Origin of the sequence: Actinomadura rifamycini DSM 43936, assembly GCF_000425065.1 — a bacterium.
Classification (GTDB): domain Bacteria; phylum Actinomycetota; class Actinomycetes; order Streptosporangiales; family Streptosporangiaceae; genus Spirillospora; species Spirillospora rifamycini.
In genome coordinates this window covers 429,741-446,967 of sequence record NZ_KE384301.1, presented here as the reverse complement: position 1 = coordinate 446,967, position 17,227 = coordinate 429,741, and the positions used below count along the sequence as shown (strand labels likewise).

The window sequence follows — 17,227 nt, the reverse complement described above, 5'->3', positions numbered from 1 at the left end:
CGGGGCCGCCGCCCCGTCAGAGCGCGGCCTCGCGGCGGCGGGCGCGGTACGCCGCGACGTGCATGCGGTTCCCGCACGTCCGGCTGTCGCAGTAGCGGCGGCACCGGTTGCGGGAGAGGTCCACCAGCACCCGGTCGCAGTCCGGCGCCTCGCAGGTGCGCAGCCGGTCCAGTTCCCCGGCCGCCACCACGTACGCCAGGGCCATGCCGCAGTCGGCCGCCAGGTGCTCGGGGAGCGGGGCGCCGGGCGCGAAGAAGTGGACGTGCCAGTCGTAGCCGTCGTGGTCGGTCAGGTGGGGGGTCGTGCGGACCTCGCCGACGATGTCGTTGATGAGCCGGACGGCCGCCGGCACCTCTCCGGCGAGGAAGACCGAGTGGAACCGGTCGCGCAGCCGCCGGACGGCGGCGACGTCCGTCCCGGTCACCTCGCCCAGGTCGCTGAAGGAGTTGCGCTCCACGAACGCCCGCAGCCCGGGCAGCGCGTCCAGCTCCTCGGTGCCGGACGCGGCGGCACCGGTGTTGATCAGGTCGACGACCACGGCGAGCGCGTGCTCGGTGTCATGAGTGAAGATCACGGTGAGTCCAGTCTTCCGGGAACCGGGGCGGTCGTTGCGCCGGACGCCGCCGCGGGGGCCGGAACGCGGCCCGGCCTCAAGCCTATGACGCCGGGACGGCCCCGCGCCGCCCGCCCCGCGAGGACGCGCGGGCCCGGCCGCGGCCGGTCGCGACCCCCGCACCCTGCGGGAACGTTCCAAATCCCGGCGGCCCCGGCACGCGTGCCGCGCCGCGTTCCGGATAGGGATCAGCGACGTGGAGGAGCCGCTCTTCGTCGTCTTCCTCGTCGTCGTGGTGCTGCTCGCCCGCGCGCCGGCGGGACGGCTCCGCCTCCCGGACGCGATCCTGCTCGTCGGGCCGAGCCGACGGCCCTGTACCGCCGGGGCGAGAGCGGCGCGGAGACGCTGGGGGAGATCAGCCGCGAGCCCGACTTCGAGGACCCGATCGTGATCCGCGAGCCGCGTTCCTAGCGCGTCCGTCCCGCGGCCGGAGACGGGCGGGGGGACGGGCGGCGGTGACGTGGCGCGCGGCGGATCAGCGGGCGTAGTGGGGGTCGGCGACGACGGGGTAGTACGCGTCGGCGTGCTGCACGCGCATGGTCACGACCGGGCCGTCCAGCACGTAGTCGGCCTTGACCTGGCGGAACATCGAGTCGCTCGCCCACGGGTTGTAGAGCCGTCCCACGGTCGCGCCGTACCGCAGGTGGACGACGTCGTAGCCGCCGGACGGCATCGACTCGAGCGCGAGACCGTCGGCGAGGGAGACCGGGAACCGGAACTCCGCCGGAGCCCCCGGACCGTGGATGACGGTCAGCAGGCGCACCCCGCCCGCGGTCGTCTGCGCCACGATGTCGGTGTCGACGTCCACGCCGACGAACACCCGCAGGGTGGGCCGCAGCAGCTGGGCGACCGTGTCCGCCGCGGCGGTGTCGATGCCCAGGTGGATCCGCTGGCCGTCCTTGGTCGGCACCCACACCCCGTCGCGGGCGCGCTGACCCCAGGCGACGTCCGGGTTCTCGACCTCCTGGGGCTCGTTCTTGCCCCGGGCGACGAGGATCCGGGAGGCGGCGCTCATCGCCGCGGCAGCCCCGTCCTGTGCATGCCTCATGGCGGGCCCCCTCGCCTTCTTTCATCACTTATGTGACATCACGCTGTCATGGGTTTACCACGAGAATGCCGGGCGGCACGCCCCATGCCCGTTCCATGGCCCGTCATGGCCGCTTCACGGCGTTCGCCCGGTGTGCCGTAGGACCTTACACCACGCTTATCCGCGCCGGTCGGGGATGATGCGGGTTCGCCGTCCGCGACCGCCGCAGGCCCCGTGCGGCCGGGCCTTCCGGCGCCGCCGCGGTGGTCCGGAAATCCTTTGCGGCCGCCGGTGAACGAGTGGATCATTGGCCGCATCGGGTGATGAATGCCACGAAGGGGTGAGCCACCGGTTAGGCGGCCGGTCTCCAAAACCGGCGGAAAGTGGGTTCGACTCCCTCCGCCCCTGCAAGTCGTCACGGAAAGCGCCGTGATCCCTTACGCTCCGCAATTCCTTTCGGAGTCGTGACGGACGGGAGGGCCGCCGCGGCCGGGCCGCGGCGGCCCTCCCGTCGGGGCCGTCCCGCGCTCAGGCGAGCGCGGGCTCTCCCACCGTCTCCACGAGGTCCGCCAGGACGTCCCCGAGCCGGTCCAGGGCGCCGGCGATCCACGGCAGCGCCGCCGGGTCCGGGGACGCCAGCGCCGCGAGCCGCTCCTCGTCGTCCCGCCCGTACAGCAGGCTCGGCGCCACCCGCATGCGCAGCGCGTCCGGGGCGTCGCCGAACGCGCAGCCCGGCAGGACGCCGACGCCGTAGCGGTCGAGGAGCAGGCCGGTCAGGTCGGCCGCCGTCCGGACGCCGTGCCCCGCGCGCAGCGCCTCCCGCAGCGGGCCGAAGTCGGGGTACAGGTAGAAGGCGGCCTCCGGGCGCCGCACCCGCGCCCCCGCGGCGGCGAACCGGTCCGCGACGGCGCCGGTGACGGCGGCGTGCAGGCGGCGGCTGCGGTCGACGTGCTCGACCAGCTCGGGCGGCTCCGCGAGCGCGTACGCGGCGGCGTGCTGCATCGGCGCGGGCGCGCTCGACCACACCTCGCTCGCCACGCCCAGCAGGCTGTCGCGCAGCGCCCGGCCGAACGGGCCCTCCGGCAGGCGCGCCACCCCCAGCCGCCACCCGCCCGCGGCGAGGCTCTTGCTCAGCGCCGTCGTCACGACCGTCCGCTCCGGCGCGAACCGCGCGGGCGAGTGCACCGTCCGGGCGGGGTCGTGCACGAGGTCGCGGTAGATCTCGTCGGAGACGATCACGAGGTCGAGGTCCCGCGCGACCGCGCACAGCCGCCGGACCGTCTCCTCGGACGCGAGCGTGCCGGTGGGGTTGTCGGGCAGCGTGACGATCACCGACCGGACGCTGCGCCCCCGCGCCCGCGCCCGCACCACGGCGTCGGCGAGCAGCGCCGGGCTCGGCACCCCGCCCTCGCCCGGCGCGGTCGCGACGTGCAGCGGCTCCCCGCCGAGCAGGGACGCCTGCGCCGCGTAGGACACCCAGCTCGGCGCGGGCACGACCACGTCGCCGCCGATGGACGCCAGCAGCGCGTACAGCAGCGGCTTGCTCCCGGGCCCGCACACCACCGCGTCCGGGACGGTCGGCACGCCGCGGCGCGTCCAGTACCCGGCGGCGGCCGCGCGGAGCTCCTCGGAACCGGCGACCGGGCCGTAGGCGCCCCGGTCCGCCGCGGCGGCGAGTTCGCGCGCCAGCGACGGGTGGACGGGGACGCCCGCCTCGCCGAAACCGAGGGGCAGCACCCGCACCCCCTCGCTCCGCTTGCGGGCGAGGGCCTCGTTCACCGCGAGGGTCGGCGACAGCGGCACCGGGCGCGGCGCGAACGGGACGGGACGGACGTCCCCGGCGCGGCGGGACCGGTCGGCGGCCGGACGGCCGAGGGCGGCGGCGTCCAGCGTGGGCGCGTCCGGGACCGGGACGGCGGCCAGGCCGGCGGCGGCCAGGCCGGGGTCGCGCAGGTCGGGGTCGCGCAGGTCGGGGGTGCGCGGGTCGGGGGCGGCGAGGGCGCTCGGATCGAGCGGGGTGTCGGACTCCGCCTCGGGGGCGGAGGCGTCCGGCACCGGCGCGTCGGCCGCGGACGGGTTATGGGCAGGCATCAAAGCCTCCAGAGGGCATGCTGAAACAACGGATGGTGAAGTCGTGGTCCCCGTGTGTCACCCAAGTGGGCTCGCAGCCATACTTCCCCGCAGAAAGCATCACTACAAGCGAGTCTCATCGATGCTGACCGTAAGATGTGCTGATGCTCGAGCTGCGCCGCCTCCGCCTCCTCGCCGAGTTCGCCCGCCGCGGCAGCATCGCCGCGACCGCCGCCGCCCTCGGCTACACGCCCTCGGCGGTCTCCCAGCAGCTCGCCGCGCTCGAACGGGAGGCGCGCGTCCCGCTGCTGGACCGCACCGCCCGCAGCGCCGAGCTCACCGACGCCGGGCGCCGGTTGGCCGCGCGCGCCGAGGAGATCCTGGGGCTGGTCGAGACCGCCGAGGCGGAGCTGTCCGCCGCGTCCGACACCCCCACCGGACGGGTGGTGGTGACCGCCTTCCCGACCGCCGCCGTCGCGTTCGCGCCCGCGCTCGCGCACAGCCTCGGGGAGCACGAGGGGCTGACGTTCGTGCTGCGGCAGACCCGTCCGGTCGACGGCATCCGGCAGGTGCAGAACGGCGAGGTCGACATCGCCCTGATCGACGACTGGACCGGCAACGTCCCCCACCAGTCGCCCGCCGCGCTCGAGTTCTTCCACCTGCGCCGCGACCCGCTCGTGCTGGTCGTCCCCGCCTCCCACCCCCTGTCGGACCCGGACCTGCCCGTCGACCTGCAGCGGCTGCGCGAGGAGCCGTGGATGGCGGCGCCGAGCGGCGAGCCGTCCCGGGACGCCGTCGAGCGGCTGCTGGACACCGTGGGCGGCCACCGGCCGGTGCCGTGGGAGTTCGAGGGGCTGCACACGATCCTCAGCCTCGTGGCGCGCGGCATCGGCGTCACCGCCGTGCCCGCCCTCGCCCTCGCCGCGGGCGACCGCGGCGTCGCCGTCCGCCGGATCCCCGAATGCACGCTGGCGCGCGAGGTGTACGCCGTGACCCGCAGCGCCAGCGTGCGCCGCCCGTCCGTCGCGGTCACGCTCCGCGCCATCTACGCGGCCGCGCGTGACGTCCAGCCGGCGGCGCCCGAGGGGTGACCCCCGGCGCCGGCCGGATTTCCCCGACCGGAGCGCGGTTGCGGGCGTCCCCGCAGGTGGCGCGGGTGTGCTCCGGTGTCTGGGGGGGACACGGTGCGGGACGGCACGCGCGAGTTTTGACCTCGAATCGGCCGGATTCGCGCGGATCATCACGTACGGTGGGGCGAATCGTGACGACATCCGAGACTTTGCACACCGATCGGGGAGCGCAGCGCTCGATGGAACGACCGGCGACCACGCACACGGAGCCGTCCGCGGTGACGGCGCCGTCCGCTCCGGCGGCACCGGCCGAACTCGTACGGCCTCCGCACGCACACCTCGAGGACGCGGTCCTCGCCGAGGCGCGGGCCGCGGAGGCGCGGGCGGACGACGGACGGCACGGGGCGATCGTCCCCGAGCCGGGCGGACCCGCGTCCGCCGAAGCGGCGTCCTCCGGACCGGCGCCCGCGGGGGCCACGGCCGCGCAGGACGAGGACGAGGGGCACCACGTCTTCGAGCTGCCGCGGATCCGTGCCCTCCTCGTGCACGCGCTGCCGCGCTTCTTCGAGGGCGTCATCGCCCCGGTCCTGGTGTTCTACGCCGCGCTCACGCTGCTCGGCCTGAACGGCGCGCTCGTCGCCGCCGTCGCGTGGGTGTACGGCGGCATCGCGTACCGGTACCTGCGCGGCCATCCCGTGTCGGGGATGCTCATGCTGGCCGCGGTCGGCGTGACGGTCCGCGCGGGCCTGTCGGCCGCGACGGGCAGCGCGGTGGTCTACTTCCTCCAGCCGACCCTCGGCACGCTGATCGTCAGCATGTCGTTCCTGGCGTCGGTGCCGCTGGGCAAGCCCCTGGCGATGAAGCTCGCCAAGGACATGGCCCCCATCCCGGAGGCGTTCCTGAAGCACGGCAGAGTGCACCGCTTCTTCTTGAAGATCTCTCTGCTGTGGTCGATGGTCCTGTTCACGAACGTGCTCGTCAGCGTCTGGATGCTGTTCAACCAGTCGATCGGCACGTACCTGTGGCTGCGGACCAGCATCGTCGCCGCGCTCGGCGCGGTCGGCGTCGGCCTCTCGGTGTGGGGGTTCAAGCGGCTCCTGCGCCACATCGACTGGAAGCCCGCGGGCAGCGCCTGAGCCCCGCAGGGGCTTAGCACGTCCCGTCGCCCCACGTGGGCGGCGGGACGACTTTTTGTCCGGCCCATGACCTGAACTTTCCCGCGTGTAGGCTCGTCTATCTGGCTTAGATAGGTTTGTAGAACACTGAGCCGATCTTGGTGAATGGGGGAGTTTGTGGCTGGCAAGAGGCGGTTGGGTCTCGCGGTGACCGGGGGCGCGGGCGCGGTGGTGATGCTCGCCGCCGGCTGCAGCGGCGACAGCTCCGGTGCGGGGCTCGCGTCCGACGAGACGAAGACCACGGTGACGATCACGCCGGCCAACGGGACGACCCAGGTCAAGCCGGACGGCACGATCGAGGTCAAGGTCGCCGACGGCACGCTCGAGAAGGTCACCGTCCAGGGGCAGGGCGCCCAGATCACCGGCAAGCTGTCCGCGGACCGCACCGCGTGGCGCTCGGACCGGACGTTGAAGCCCGACACGCAGTACACCGTGACGGCCGTGGCCGCCAACGACGGCAAGTCCCAGACCACGACCAGTTCGTTCTCCACGCTCGACCCCGCGCAGACGCTCGAGATCGTCGACGTGACCCCGAACCTGAAGGGCGAGGAGGTCGGCGTCGGCGCGCCGATCATCGTGCGGTTCAACCGCCCGGTGAAGAACCGGGCCGCCGTCGAGAAGGTCCTCGAGGTGACCCCGCAGAAGCCCGTCGAGGGCGCGTGGCGGTGGATCGACGACAAGCAGGTCATCTACCGGACCAAGACGTACTGGGAGCCCCACCAGAAGATCGAGTTCGACGCCGACCTCGCGGGCGTCAACGCGGGCGGCGGCGTCTACGGGGAGGCCGACGAAGAGGCCACCATCACGGTCGGCGCCGAGCAGATCACCAAGGGCGACATCAGCAAGCACCACATGACGGTGTACCGGGACGGGAAGAAGCTCCGCAAGGTCCCGTTCAGCGCCGGCAACGGCACCACCCGGGAGTACACCACCACCAGCGGCGTCCACCTGCTGATGGGCAAGGAGAACCCGGTCACGATGATCTCGCCGGGCCGCAAGCCCGGAGACCCCGGCTACTACAAGACGGTCGTGAACCACGGGGTCCGGTTCTCCAACAGCGGCGAGTACACGCACGCCATGGCGTCCACCGTCGGCGTCCAGGGGAGCGCGAACGTCAGCCACGGCTGCCTCAACCTCAGCCCGAAGAACGCCAAGTGGTACTACGACATCATGCAGCGCGGCGACGTCATCGAGCTGACGGGCAGCGACCGCGACCTCGAGTGGAACAACGGCTGGGGCTACTGGCAGCTGTCGTTCAACGAGTGGAAGGAAGGCAGCGCCCTGCGGTGACCGCCCTGCAGTGACCGCCCTGCGGTGACCGTCCTCCGGTGAACCGGACCCGGGCCCGGCCGTTCCGAACGGCCGGGCCCGGGTCCGTGCAGGCCCCCGCCGTGCAACGCTTTGATCTCGACGGGCGCCGAACGGCCTGGAAGAAGGCATGATCGGCATCTTTTGTCGCTAATGTCTCTCTGGTACGGCGGGGTATCTGGAGGTGGCGGTGCAGCACGTGTCCGCACGGCGAACGCGGCGACGGAGCGGGACCGGTACGGCGGTGGCGGGGGTCGTGATCCTGCTCACCGCCGCCTGTTCGGGAGAAGAGAAGAAGGCCGGCGTCGCCGGCGAGCAGGCCGAGGCGGCCGCGCCGCAGGTGACGATCGCCCCGGGCGACGGCAACACCAAGGCCCTCCCGGAAGCGGGCGTGGTGGTGAAGGCCGCGGGCGGCACGCTCAAGAACGTCACGCTCTCCTGGAAGAACGGCCCGATCACCGACGCCGGGACCATGTCCGCCGACCGGACGAGCTGGAAGTCGCGGACGCTGCGCCCGGACACCGAGTTCCAGGTGTCCGCGGTCGCGGTCTCCCCCGAGGGGAAGACGACGACCGTCAACGCGAGCATCGCCACCCTGGAGGCGAAGCGGACGCTCGAGGTCGCCGACATCATCCCGCGCAAGGGCGAGAAGGTCGGCGTCGGCATGCCGATCACCGTCACGTTCAACCGCGACGTCGACGACAAGAAGGCCGTCGAGCAGGCCCTGCGGATCAAGTCGTCCAAGCCCGCCACCGGCGCCTGGTACTGGGTGAGCGACAAGCAGGTCATCTTCCGCACCAAGAACGGCGACTACTGGAAGCCGAACCAGAAGGTGTCCTTCGAGGCCGACCTCGCCGGCGTGAAGTCGGGCAAGGGCACCTACGGCGCCAAGGACGTCGGCCGCGAGTTCCGCATCGGCGACTCCCACATCCTGAAGATCAGCACGAAGTCGAAGAAGGCCGTCGCGTACGAGAACGGCGAGAAGGTCCGCTCCTGGCCGATCAGCGCGGGCAAGGGCGGCCGGGTGGTCAACGGCGTCGACACCTTCCTCACCACCAGCGGCGTCCACCTGACCATGGGCAAAGAGAACCCGGCGATCATGACGTCCGAGTGGATGGGCGTCGATCCGAAGGACAAGGCGAACGGCGGCTACCGCGAGGTCATCCCGCACGCCGTGCGGATCTCCAACAGCGGCGAGTACGTCCACTCGATGGCCTCCACCGTCTGGGCCCAGGGCCGGCAGAACGTCAGCCACGGCTGCGTCAACTCCCCGCCCAAGGACGCCCGCTGGTTCTACAAGTGGTCCTACCGCGGCGACCCGGTCCTCATCACCGGGAGCAAGCGGAAGCTGGACTGGAACAACGGGTGGAGCTACTACCAGATGTCCTGGGAGAAGTGGGTGAAGGGCAGCGCCCTGAACCGCACCGTGACGACCGGATGATGTTGCGCTGACCCAGAGCGGGTACCAAAGCCGGGAACGCCGTCTGCGAACGGGGACCCGGTGAACGACGAACCGGCGAACGACGAACCGGCGAACGACCGACCGGCGAACGGGCCCGCACGCCCGCTGCCGCTGCGCCGCCGCGTCCGGCGGGGGGCCCACCGCGCGCTCCGCCGGACGGCGCTGCGGGCCGCGCGCCCCCTGCTGCTGCGGCGGCCCCCGCCCCGGGGCGGGCGCCTCCGCGTGCGCATCCTCCTGCAGAACGCCCACGGCACCGGCGGCACCATCCGCACCGTGGTCAACCTGAGCGGCGCCCTCGCCCGCGACCACGACGTCGAGATCGTCAGCGTGCTGCGCGGCACCCCCGAGCCGTTCTTCCCGCTGCCCGACGGCGTCGCGATCACCTACGCCGACGACCGCCTCGGGCCGCGCGGGCGCACCGCCCGGCTTCTGTCCCGGCTGCCGAGCGTCCTCATCCCGAAGGAAGAGGCGTCCTTCAAGTGGATGAACCTCTGGACCGACCTGCGGCTGCTCGCCGCGCTGCGGGCCGCGCCCCCGGACGTCCTCATCGCCACCAGGCCCTCGCTGAACCTGCTCATCGCGGCGCTCTCCCCGCGCGGCGTCACCCTCATCGGGCAGGACCACATGAGCCTCGGCTCCTACAAGCCGCCGCTGCGGCGCGAGATCCTGCGCGACTACCGGCGGCTCGACGTCCTGACCACGCTCACCGAGGCGGCCCGCACCGAGTACGAGGACGCCCTCGCCGGCTCGCCGGTCCGGATCGTCCGCATCCCGAATGCCGTGCCGGACATGCCCGGCGGCCCGTCCCGCCGCACCGACAAGGTCGTCCTGGCCGCCGGGCGGCTCGTCCACAACAAGCGCTTCGACCTGCTCATCGAGGCGTTCGCGCCGGTCGCCGCCGAGCACCCCGACTGGACGCTGCGGATCTTCGGCGCCGGCGCCCGGCGCGCCGCCCTGCGGGACCTGGTCGCCGAGCGCGGCCTCACCGGACGCGTCGAGGTCCGGCCCGCCAGCCGCCGGCTGCCCGCCGAGATGGAGCGCGCCGCGGTCTACGCGCTCACCTCCCGCCGGGAGGGGATGCCGATGGTCGTCATCGAGGCCATGACCAAGGGGCTCGCCGTGGTGTCCACCGACTGCCCGCACGGCCCGCGCGAGATGATCGAGCACGACCGGGACGGGCTGCTCGTCCCCGTCGACGACCGCGCGGCCCTCACCGCGGCGCTCCGCCGCCTCATCGCCGACCCCGCGCTCCGCGACCGGCTGGGCGAGCGGGCCCGCGCGTCGGCGCGCGCCTACGAGCCGGCCGGCGTCGCCGCCCGGTGGACCGCGCTGCTCGCCGGCCTCCACCCGCCGCCGCGGTCGCCCTCGCCGGCCGCCCGCGTCCCGCGCACACGCCTGGACCGCCGCGAGGAGGAACGCGCCCCCGGCCCGTGACGCGGCCGGCGCCCGGCCCCGGGGACCGCGGCGCCGGTTCCGTCACCCGCGTTCGGCGAGGCCGCGGACGAACGCGGCCTGGCCCGCGTGCTGGAGGCAGTCGGAGACGACGCTGACGAGACGGACGCCCAGGGTGACGGGCGGGTCCCAGGCGCGGTCGACGACGGCGGGCAAATCGGCGTCGGTGAGGCCCGCGACGTACTCGGTCGTCATCGCGTGGACGCTGTCGTGGTAGCCGGTCAACAGGTCCGGGGAGTCGACGCGGACGGACGCGACCTCGTCGGGGCCGTGGCCGAAGCCGGTGTCGGACGGGTCGAGCGGCAGCGCGAAGCGGTCGGCCCAGCCGTCGGACGTCCAGCGCTGGGCGGTGCCGGCGACGTCGGCGACGTGGTCGTCCTGGACGCGGGTCAGGTGCCACAGCAGCCAGGCGATCGAGTTCGCCTCCGGGTCGGCGCGGAACGCGAGCAGCTCGGGCGTGAGGCCGTCCGCGGCGGCGTGGACCTCTTCGCGGATCCGGTCGAAGGCGTCGGTGAGCAGTTCGGCACTGGTCATTGACCCGAGCCTAGTGCGGGGACGCGGCGATTTCAGGCCCCCGGGACCCGAATGCGGGCGATCCGCTCGACACTGAGCGTAACGGGATCGATTCTTGGTGTGTCGATGACCGGCGAGGGGGAGGGGCCGCGCGGCGCCAGGGACACGGCGCGCGCCCGGTGGGTGCTCGCGGCGCGGGCGCGCCGCCGCCGCGCGGAGTGACCGGGGCCCGCCCCCCGGCGGGGCGGGGGCGGGCCGCCGGTCCTACCCGCGGACGCCGTAGAGGTGCTCGAGGGCGAGCTGGTCGAGGCGCTCGTGCGCCGCGCCGCGGACCGCGAGGGCTTCGATGTCGGGGGAGGCGTCGCGGACGGACCGCCAGTCCTCGCCCTCGTCGAGGGTCGGCCGGGCCAGCTCGTCCAGCCGCGCGTCCCGCAGCGCCTCCTGCACGTCGGGGTCGGCGCGGAACGCGCGCGCCTTCTCCCGCAGGATCAGCCAGTTGCGCATGCACGCCGCCGCCGACTCCCACACGCCCGCGTCGTCCTCGGTCCGCGGCGGCTTGAAGTCGAAATGGATGGGGCCGTCGTAGTCGCTCTGCTCGATCAGGTCGACCACCCAGAACGCGCCGCGCACGTTCCCGGCACCGAACCGCAGGTCCTGGTCGTAGCGGGGGCCGTGCTGCCCGTTCAGGTCGATGTGGAACAGCTTGCCCTGCCACAGCGCCTGCGCCAGGCCGTGCGCGTAGTTCAGGCCCGCCATCTCCTCGTGCCCGACCTCCGGGTTCAGGCCGACCGTCTCCGGGCGCTCCAGCTCCTGGATGAACGCGAGCGCGTGCCCGATCGTCGGGAGCAGGATGTCGCCGCGCGGCTCGTTCGGCTTCGGCTCGATCGCGAACCGGATGTCGTACCCCTGGTCGGCCACGTAGGCGCCGAGGACGTCGAACGCCTCCTTGTAGCGGTCCAGGGCGGCCCGGACGTCCTTGGCCGCGCCCGACTCGGCGCCTTCCCGGCCGCCCCAGCACACGTAGGTGCGGGCGCCCAGCTCGGCGGCCAGGTCCAGGTTGTCCATCACCTTGCGCAGCGCGAACCGGCGGACGTCCCGGTCGTTGGAGGTGAACGCGCCGTCCTTGAAGACCGGGTGGCCGAACAGGTTGGTCGTGGCGGTGGTGACGACGAGGCCCGTCTCGTCCAGCGCCTTGCGGAACGCGTCGATCTTCTGCTGCCGCTCGGCGGGCGAGGCGTCGAAGTCGAACACGTCGTTGTCGTGGAAGTTCACGCCGTACGCACCGATCTCGGCGAGCTTGCGGACGGCCCGGTCGGCGGCCATCGGCGGCCGGGTGCCCGGCCCGAACACGTCCACGCCCTGCCAGCCGACCGTCCAGATGCCGAACGAGAACCGGTCCTCGGGAACCGGGGTGTAGTCGCTCATGTCGTCCCTCCTTACTCGGCCGCCGTACCCAGCGCCGGGGCGGTGTCGCGCAGCGCGGCGTAGCGCGCGCGGACGGCCGCCTCGACGCGGTCGGCGGTGTACTCGGTGGCGGCCGGCGGCGGCCAGTCCGGCGGTTCGGGCGTCCCGGCCAGCGCCCACGCGGCCTGCCGGGCGGCGCCGAGCGCCACGTACTCGGCGGGGTCGGGCACGGTGACGGGCGTGCCGAGGATCGCGGGGGCCAGCCGGCGGACGGCCTCGGCGCGCGCGCCGCCGCCGATCAGCAGGGTGCGGCGCGGCCGGACGCCCTGGGCCGCGAGGTGGTCGACGGCGTCGGCGAGCGAGCACAGCAGCGCCTCCACCGCCGCCCGCGCCATGTTCTCCCGGGTGGCGTTCACCGTGGTGAGCCCGGTGAGGACGCCCGTCGCGTCCGGGCGGTCGGGGGTGCGCTCGCCGTCCAGGTAGGGCAGCAGCGTCAGCCCGCCCGCGCCCGGCTCGGCGGCGAGGGCCAGCGCCGACAGCTCGTCCAGCGTCGCGCCGGTGAGGCGGGCGGCGGCCTCCGGGATCCGGGCGGCGTTCAGCGTGCAGACCAGCGGCAGGAACCGGCCGGTCGCGTCGGCGAAGCCCGCGACCAGGCCGGACGGGTCGGCGGCGGGGGCGTCCGCGACCGCGAACGCCGTCCCGGACGTCCCGACCGACAGCACGACGTCGCCGGGCCGCAGCCCGAGGCCGAGGGCCGCGCCCATGTTGTCGCCCGTGCCGGCGCCGAGCGCCGCGCCCCAGGACGTCGTCCCGACCCGCTCGCCGGGGCCCGCCACCCGCGGCGGCTCGGCGTCGCGGCCGAGCGCGGCGCGCAGGACGTCCGGCAGGTAGGCGCCCTCGGCGGGCGACCAGTAGCCGGTGCCGGACGCGTCGCCGCGGTCGGTGACCGGGCCGTCGGAGCCGAGCCGCAGCGTCAGCCAGTCGTGGGGGAGCAGCACCCGCTCGGTGCGACGCGCGTTCTCCGGTTCGTGCTCGGCCATCCAGCGCAGCTTGGTCACCGTGAACGACGCGACGGGCACGCTGCCCGTCCGCTCCGCCCACACCCGCGCGCCGCCGAGTTCGTCCACGAGCGCGCGCGCCTGCGGGGCGGAGCGGGTGTCGTTCCACAGCAGGGCGGGCCGGACCGCCTCGCCGCCGGCGTCGAGCGCGACCATGCCGTGCTGCTGCGCGGCGACGGCCACGGCGTCCGCCCGCTCGAGCAGGGGGCGCAGCCGCGACAGCGCGTCCCACCAGCGGTCCGGGTGGCATTCGGTGCCGTCGGGATGCGGCGCCGACGCCGTGTCGACCACGGTGCCGTCGGACGTGCGGCACAGCACGACCTTCGTCGACTGCGTCGAGGAGTCGACGCCCGCGACCAGCCCCTCGGCCATCCGGACCCCTTTTCGTCAACGATGTGGACTTAAGTAACGTAGCAGCCGACCCGGCACCTGCCTATAGCCGCGACTGAATTAGGGTGCGTCCATGACGAACTCCGGGAACGTCCCCGTCCGGCACGCCACGATGCGCGTCCGGAACCTCGCCGTCGTCCTGGAGCACATCGCCCGGCACCAGCCCGTCACCCGGGCCCGCCTCGCCGAGCTGACCGGGTTCACCAAGACCACGGTGTCCAACCTCGTCGGGATCCTGGACGGCGCCGGCCTCGTCGTCGACGGCGCGCCCGTCCACGAGGGCGAGCGCGGCCGCCCGGGCGTGGCCGTGTCGCTGCGCGGCGACGGCGCCGCCGGGCTCGGGCTGGAGGTGGGCGTCGACCACCTGTCCGCGTGCGTCCTGGACCTGGCCCGCCGGGTCCGCTACCGGCACGTCGTCACCGGCGACAACCGCGGCCGGGAACCCGCCGCCGTCCTCGCCGCGCTCGCCGGGCTCGCGGACGAGGCCGCCGCCGCGGCCGCCGGGCAGGGCCTCACCGTGGCCGGCGCCGCCGTCGCGCTGCCCGGCCTGCTCGACCGCGAGAACGGCGTCGTCCGGCACGCCCCGAACCTGGGCTGGACGGACGTGCCGGTGACCGGCGCGCTCGCCGGGCTGCGCGCCGAGTACGACAACGAGGCCAACCTCGCGGCGCTTGGGGAGCTGTGGTTCGGCGGCGGCGCCCGCCTCGGCGACTTCGTCCACGTCTCCGGCGAGATCGGCATCGGCGCCGGCATCGTCGTGGACGGCCGCGTCTTCCGCGGCGCGCACGGCTTCGCCGGGGAGCTCGGCCACCTCGTCGCCGAGCCGTCCGGCCCGCCCTGCCCCTGCGGCGGCCGCGGCTGCCTGGAGCAGGTCGCCGGGCGGGACGCCCTGCTGCGCGCCGCCGGGATCCCCGCGGGCGGCGCGCCGCTCGACGCCCTCGCCGCCCGGCTGGCCGCCGGCGACGGGACGGCGTCCGCCGCCGCGGCCCGCGCGGGCCGCGCCCTCGGCGGCGCGCTCGCCGCCGCCGTCAACCTCCTCGACCCGGACACGATCGTGCTGGGCGGCGTCTACCCGCCGCTCGCCGACTGGATCGTCCCGCCGCTGCGCGACGCCCTCGCCGCGGGGCCGGGGTCCCTGCGCCGCGCCGTGCCGCCCGTCGAGGTGTCCGCGCTCGCCGACGGCGCCGCCGTCCTCGGCGCCGCCGGCCTGGTCATCGAGCGGCTCCTCGCCGACCCCGCGCCGCTCCTGCCCTGACCGCCCGGCCGGGCGGTCAGGTATCGACCCGCCTGGCGACGAACGACGCGATCAGCCGCCCCGCCGCCGGCACCTCCAGCGGCACCAGCGACGTGGCGGGGTGGGCCCGCCGCCGCGCGCCGCCCTCGATCGCCCGGACGATCGCCCGCGCGGCCGACTCGGGGCTCACCGGCGGCGGCGTCCGGACGGGCCCGTTCCGCCACGGCAGGAGGTCGACGTCCCGGGTGGCGGTGTCGGTGGCGCCCGGGACGACCTCCAGCACGCGGACGCCCGTGCCGCGCAGCTCGTTGCGCAGCGTCCGGGTGGCGTGTCCGAGCGCCGCCTTGGCCGCGCCGTAGTACCCGAGCGTGGGGATCGGGACGGACTGCAGCGTGGACGTGACGTTCACGACGAGCCCCCCGCCTCCGCCGTCGCGCAGGGCGGGCAGCACCGCGCGGGTCAGCGCGATCGGCGACCAGAAGTTCGTCTCGAACAGCGCGCGCGCCGCCTCGCCGTCGCCCAGCTCCGCCTGCGTCCCCACCAGTCCGGCGCCCGCGTTGTTCACCAGCACCCGGACGGACCCGAGCGCGGCGACCGCCTCCCGCCCGAGCTCCGCGGCGGCGCCCGCCCGCGACAGGTCGGCCCCGAACACCAGCGGCCGCGTCCCGCCGCGGGCGGCGATCTCGTCCGCCGCAGACTCCAGCTCGTCCCGCCTGCGCGCCGCGATCGCCAGCCGGGCGCCCCGCCCCGCCAGCGCGAACGCCAGGGCCCGGCCGATGCCGCTGGACGCGCCGGTGAGCAGGATCGGCGTCCCCGTCAGGTCCATGTACCGCCTCCCGAAGTTGACTGATTATCAGTCAACTGCGAACCTAGGCGCGTTCCCGCCGCCGCGTCAACACCGGAGGAGCCGCCGATGACCGGGCCCGACCGCCGCGCGCTGCTCGTCGACGCCGCCGCCGAGCTGTTCACCGAGCGCGCGTACGACGAGGTCACCACCAGCGAGATCGCGCGCCGCGCCGGTGTCGCGTACGGGCTCATCGCGCACCATTTCGGCAACAAGCGCGGCCTCTACCTGGCGACGATCCGCGCCGCCGCCGACCGGCTCCGCACGGTCCACGAGTCCCTGCCGGCGGACGGCGCGCCCGCCGAGCGGCTGCGCGGGGCGCTCGACCGGCACATCGCCTTCATGGAGGACAACGCCGCCGGGTTCCTCGCCCTCATGCGCGGCGGCAACGGGTCCGACCCCGAGGTGCGCGCGATCATCGAGGACCTGCGCTGGCAGGGCGCGCGGCGGCTGCTCGACGCCCTCGGCGTCGCCGACCCCCCGCGGCCGGCGCTGCGCACCGCGATGCGCGGCTGGGTGGCGCTCCTCGACGAGATCATCGCCGACCGCCTGCGGCACCGCGACGTGCCGCGCGCGACGCTCGTCGCGACGGCGTCCGCGACCCTCGTCGCCGCGCTGCGCGCCGCCCGCGCCGCCGACCCGGACGGCGGCCCCGACCCCGGACTCGTCGACCTGCTGCAGTGACCGGACGCCCCGCGTGATCGGCCGCGACCACAGGGTGAACCGGCGCGAGCACACTGCGTTCCGTGAGAGGATCCCTCTCCCGGGACGAGCGGAGACGACATGAGCGACGAGAGGCGGGGGACGCCCGCGGACGTCGACCTGACGACACCGAACACGGCACGGATCTACGACTACCTCCTCGGCGGCAAGGACAACTACGCCGCAGACCGCGAGGTCGCCGAGCAGTTGCTGGGCGTCATCCCCGAGGCGCGGACGGCGGCCCGGGAGAACCACGCGTTCATCGGCCGCGCCGTCCGCCACCTCGCGGGCGAGGGCGTCCGCCAGTTCATCGACATCGGCACCAAGCTGCCCGCCCGCGGCAACGTCCACGAGGTCGCCGCCGAGGTCGCGCCGGACGCCGCCGTGGTGTTCGCCGACGGCGACCCCGTCGTCCTCGCGCACGCGCGCGCCCTGCTGGCGGGCCGCCCCGGCGCGGGCCGCACCGCCGTCGTCCGGTGCGATCCGCGGCGGCCCGCGGCGGTCTTCGACGACCCGGCCGTCCGCGCCCTCATCGACGTCGACCGCCCGGTCGCGTGCATCCTCGACCGCGTCCTGCACTTCATCGACGACGACGCCGAGGCCGCGAAGGCCGTCGGCGCCGTGCACGACGCGCTCCCGCCCGGCGGGCACCTGGTGTTCACGCACATCACCCAGGACCCCGAGCCCGAGTCCGGCGGGAACGTCGGCAAGGTGTTCCAGCCCACCGACGGCCACTTCTGGGGGCGCTCGCGCGCCCGCATCCTCGACATCGTCGGCTGCTTCGAGCTCGTCGAGCCCGGCCTGACCTACACGCCGCAGTGGCGTCCCGACGCGGGCGCACCGGCCGGCGACACGCCCGAGCGGACGTTCACCCTGGCCGGTGTCGGCCGCCGCCGTCCCTGAGC

At 74.7% G+C, this 17,227-nt stretch carries 15 protein-coding genes and 1 tRNA gene; 9 read left to right on the top strand and 7 right to left on the bottom strand.

Going from position 1 to position 17,227, the window contains the following annotated elements:
* Positions 1–16: 16 nt before the first annotated feature.
* Positions 17–574: a CGNR zinc finger domain-containing protein gene (locus H505_RS0138815; RefSeq protein ID WP_026406268.1), complete on the bottom strand. Its 558-nt coding sequence runs from the start codon at positions 572–574 to the stop codon at positions 17–19.
* Between the two features lie 514 nt (positions 575–1,088).
* A complete protein-coding gene (locus H505_RS0138810) occupies positions 1,089–1,661 on the bottom strand; it encodes a hypothetical protein (protein ID WP_026406267.1) in 573 nt (190 codons plus the stop codon).
* A 315-nt stretch (positions 1,662–1,976) separates the two neighbouring features.
* Between H505_RS0138810 and H505_RS50440 the strand changes: the two genes are divergently transcribed.
* Positions 1,977–2,048 (top strand) — tRNA-Trp (locus H505_RS50440).
* A 120-nt stretch (positions 2,049–2,168) separates the two neighbouring features.
* Here the strand turns inward: H505_RS50440 and H505_RS0138805 are convergent.
* Positions 2,169–3,731 carry a pyridoxal phosphate-dependent aminotransferase gene (locus H505_RS0138805; RefSeq protein WP_157433280.1) on the bottom strand — a complete coding sequence of 521 codons (1,563 nt, stop codon included), beginning with the start codon at positions 3,729–3,731 and terminating at the stop codon, positions 2,169–2,171.
* A 143-nt stretch (positions 3,732–3,874) separates the two neighbouring features.
* Between H505_RS0138805 and H505_RS0138800 the strand changes: the two genes are divergently transcribed.
* From H505_RS0138800 to H505_RS47135, 5 genes are all read left to right on the top strand, one after another.
* A complete protein-coding gene (locus tag H505_RS0138800; RefSeq protein ID WP_026406265.1) occupies positions 3,875–4,801 on the top strand; it encodes a LysR family transcriptional regulator in 927 nt (308 codons plus the stop codon).
* Between the two features lie 218 nt (positions 4,802–5,019).
* Positions 5,020–5,916: a VC0807 family protein gene (locus H505_RS0138795; protein ID WP_233617585.1), complete on the top strand. Its 897-nt coding sequence runs from the start codon at positions 5,020–5,022 to the stop codon at positions 5,914–5,916.
* Positions 5,917–6,072: 156 nt separating this feature from the next.
* Positions 6,073–7,245, top strand: a complete 1,173-nt coding sequence (locus H505_RS0138790) for a L,D-transpeptidase (RefSeq protein ID WP_125614574.1) — start codon at positions 6,073–6,075, stop codon at positions 7,243–7,245.
* Positions 7,246–7,507: 262 nt separating this feature from the next.
* Positions 7,508–8,704 (top strand): L,D-transpeptidase, encoded by a 1,197-nt coding sequence (locus H505_RS0138785; RefSeq protein WP_026406262.1) that lies wholly within the window; start codon positions 7,508–7,510, stop codon positions 8,702–8,704.
* Between the two features lie 60 nt (positions 8,705–8,764).
* Positions 8,765–10,159 (top strand): glycosyltransferase family 4 protein, encoded by a 1,395-nt coding sequence (locus H505_RS47135; RefSeq protein ID WP_064743797.1) that lies wholly within the window; start codon positions 8,765–8,767, stop codon positions 10,157–10,159.
* A gap of 42 nt (positions 10,160–10,201) precedes the next feature.
* Here the strand turns inward: H505_RS47135 and H505_RS0138775 are convergent, their stop codons facing one another.
* The 3 genes from H505_RS0138775 to xylB all read right to left on the bottom strand — a co-directional run bounded on the left by H505_RS0138775 (position 10,202) and on the right by xylB (position 13,524).
* Positions 10,202–10,711, bottom strand: a complete 510-nt coding sequence (locus tag H505_RS0138775) for a mycothiol transferase (RefSeq protein ID WP_026406261.1) — start codon at positions 10,709–10,711, stop codon at positions 10,202–10,204.
* 243 nt (positions 10,712–10,954) lie between these two features.
* Entirely contained in the window at positions 10,955–12,115 is a 1,161-nt protein-coding gene (xylA, locus tag H505_RS0138765) for a xylose isomerase (protein ID WP_026406260.1), read from the bottom strand.
* Between the two features lie 11 nt (positions 12,116–12,126).
* Complete coding sequence (gene xylB / locus H505_RS0138760; RefSeq protein WP_034521898.1) at positions 12,127–13,524, bottom strand: xylulokinase; 1,398 nt, start codon at positions 13,522–13,524, stop codon at positions 12,127–12,129.
* A gap of 91 nt (positions 13,525–13,615) precedes the next feature.
* On the opposite strand from xylB, the gene H505_RS0138755 reads away from it, so the two are divergent.
* On the top strand, positions 13,616–14,797 hold the full coding sequence (locus H505_RS0138755; protein ID WP_026406258.1) for an ROK family transcriptional regulator: 1,182 nt from the start codon (positions 13,616–13,618) through the stop codon (positions 14,795–14,797).
* Positions 14,798–14,813: 16 nt separating this feature from the next.
* Here the strand turns inward: H505_RS0138755 and H505_RS0138750 are convergent, their stop codons facing one another.
* Entirely contained in the window at positions 14,814–15,602 is a 789-nt protein-coding gene (locus H505_RS0138750; protein WP_026406257.1) for an SDR family NAD(P)-dependent oxidoreductase, read from the bottom strand.
* An 87-nt stretch (positions 15,603–15,689) separates the two neighbouring features.
* On the opposite strand from H505_RS0138750, the gene H505_RS0138745 reads away from it, so the two are divergent.
* Positions 15,690–16,304 (top strand): TetR/AcrR family transcriptional regulator, encoded by a 615-nt coding sequence (locus tag H505_RS0138745; RefSeq protein ID WP_026406256.1) that lies wholly within the window; start codon positions 15,690–15,692, stop codon positions 16,302–16,304.
* Between the two features lie 99 nt (positions 16,305–16,403).
* The gene (locus tag H505_RS0138740; protein WP_026406255.1) at positions 16,404–17,225 is read left to right on the top strand and encodes an SAM-dependent methyltransferase; all 822 of its coding nucleotides are present in this window, start codon (positions 16,404–16,406) and stop codon (positions 17,223–17,225) included.
* Positions 17,226–17,227 lie beyond the last annotated feature (2 nt).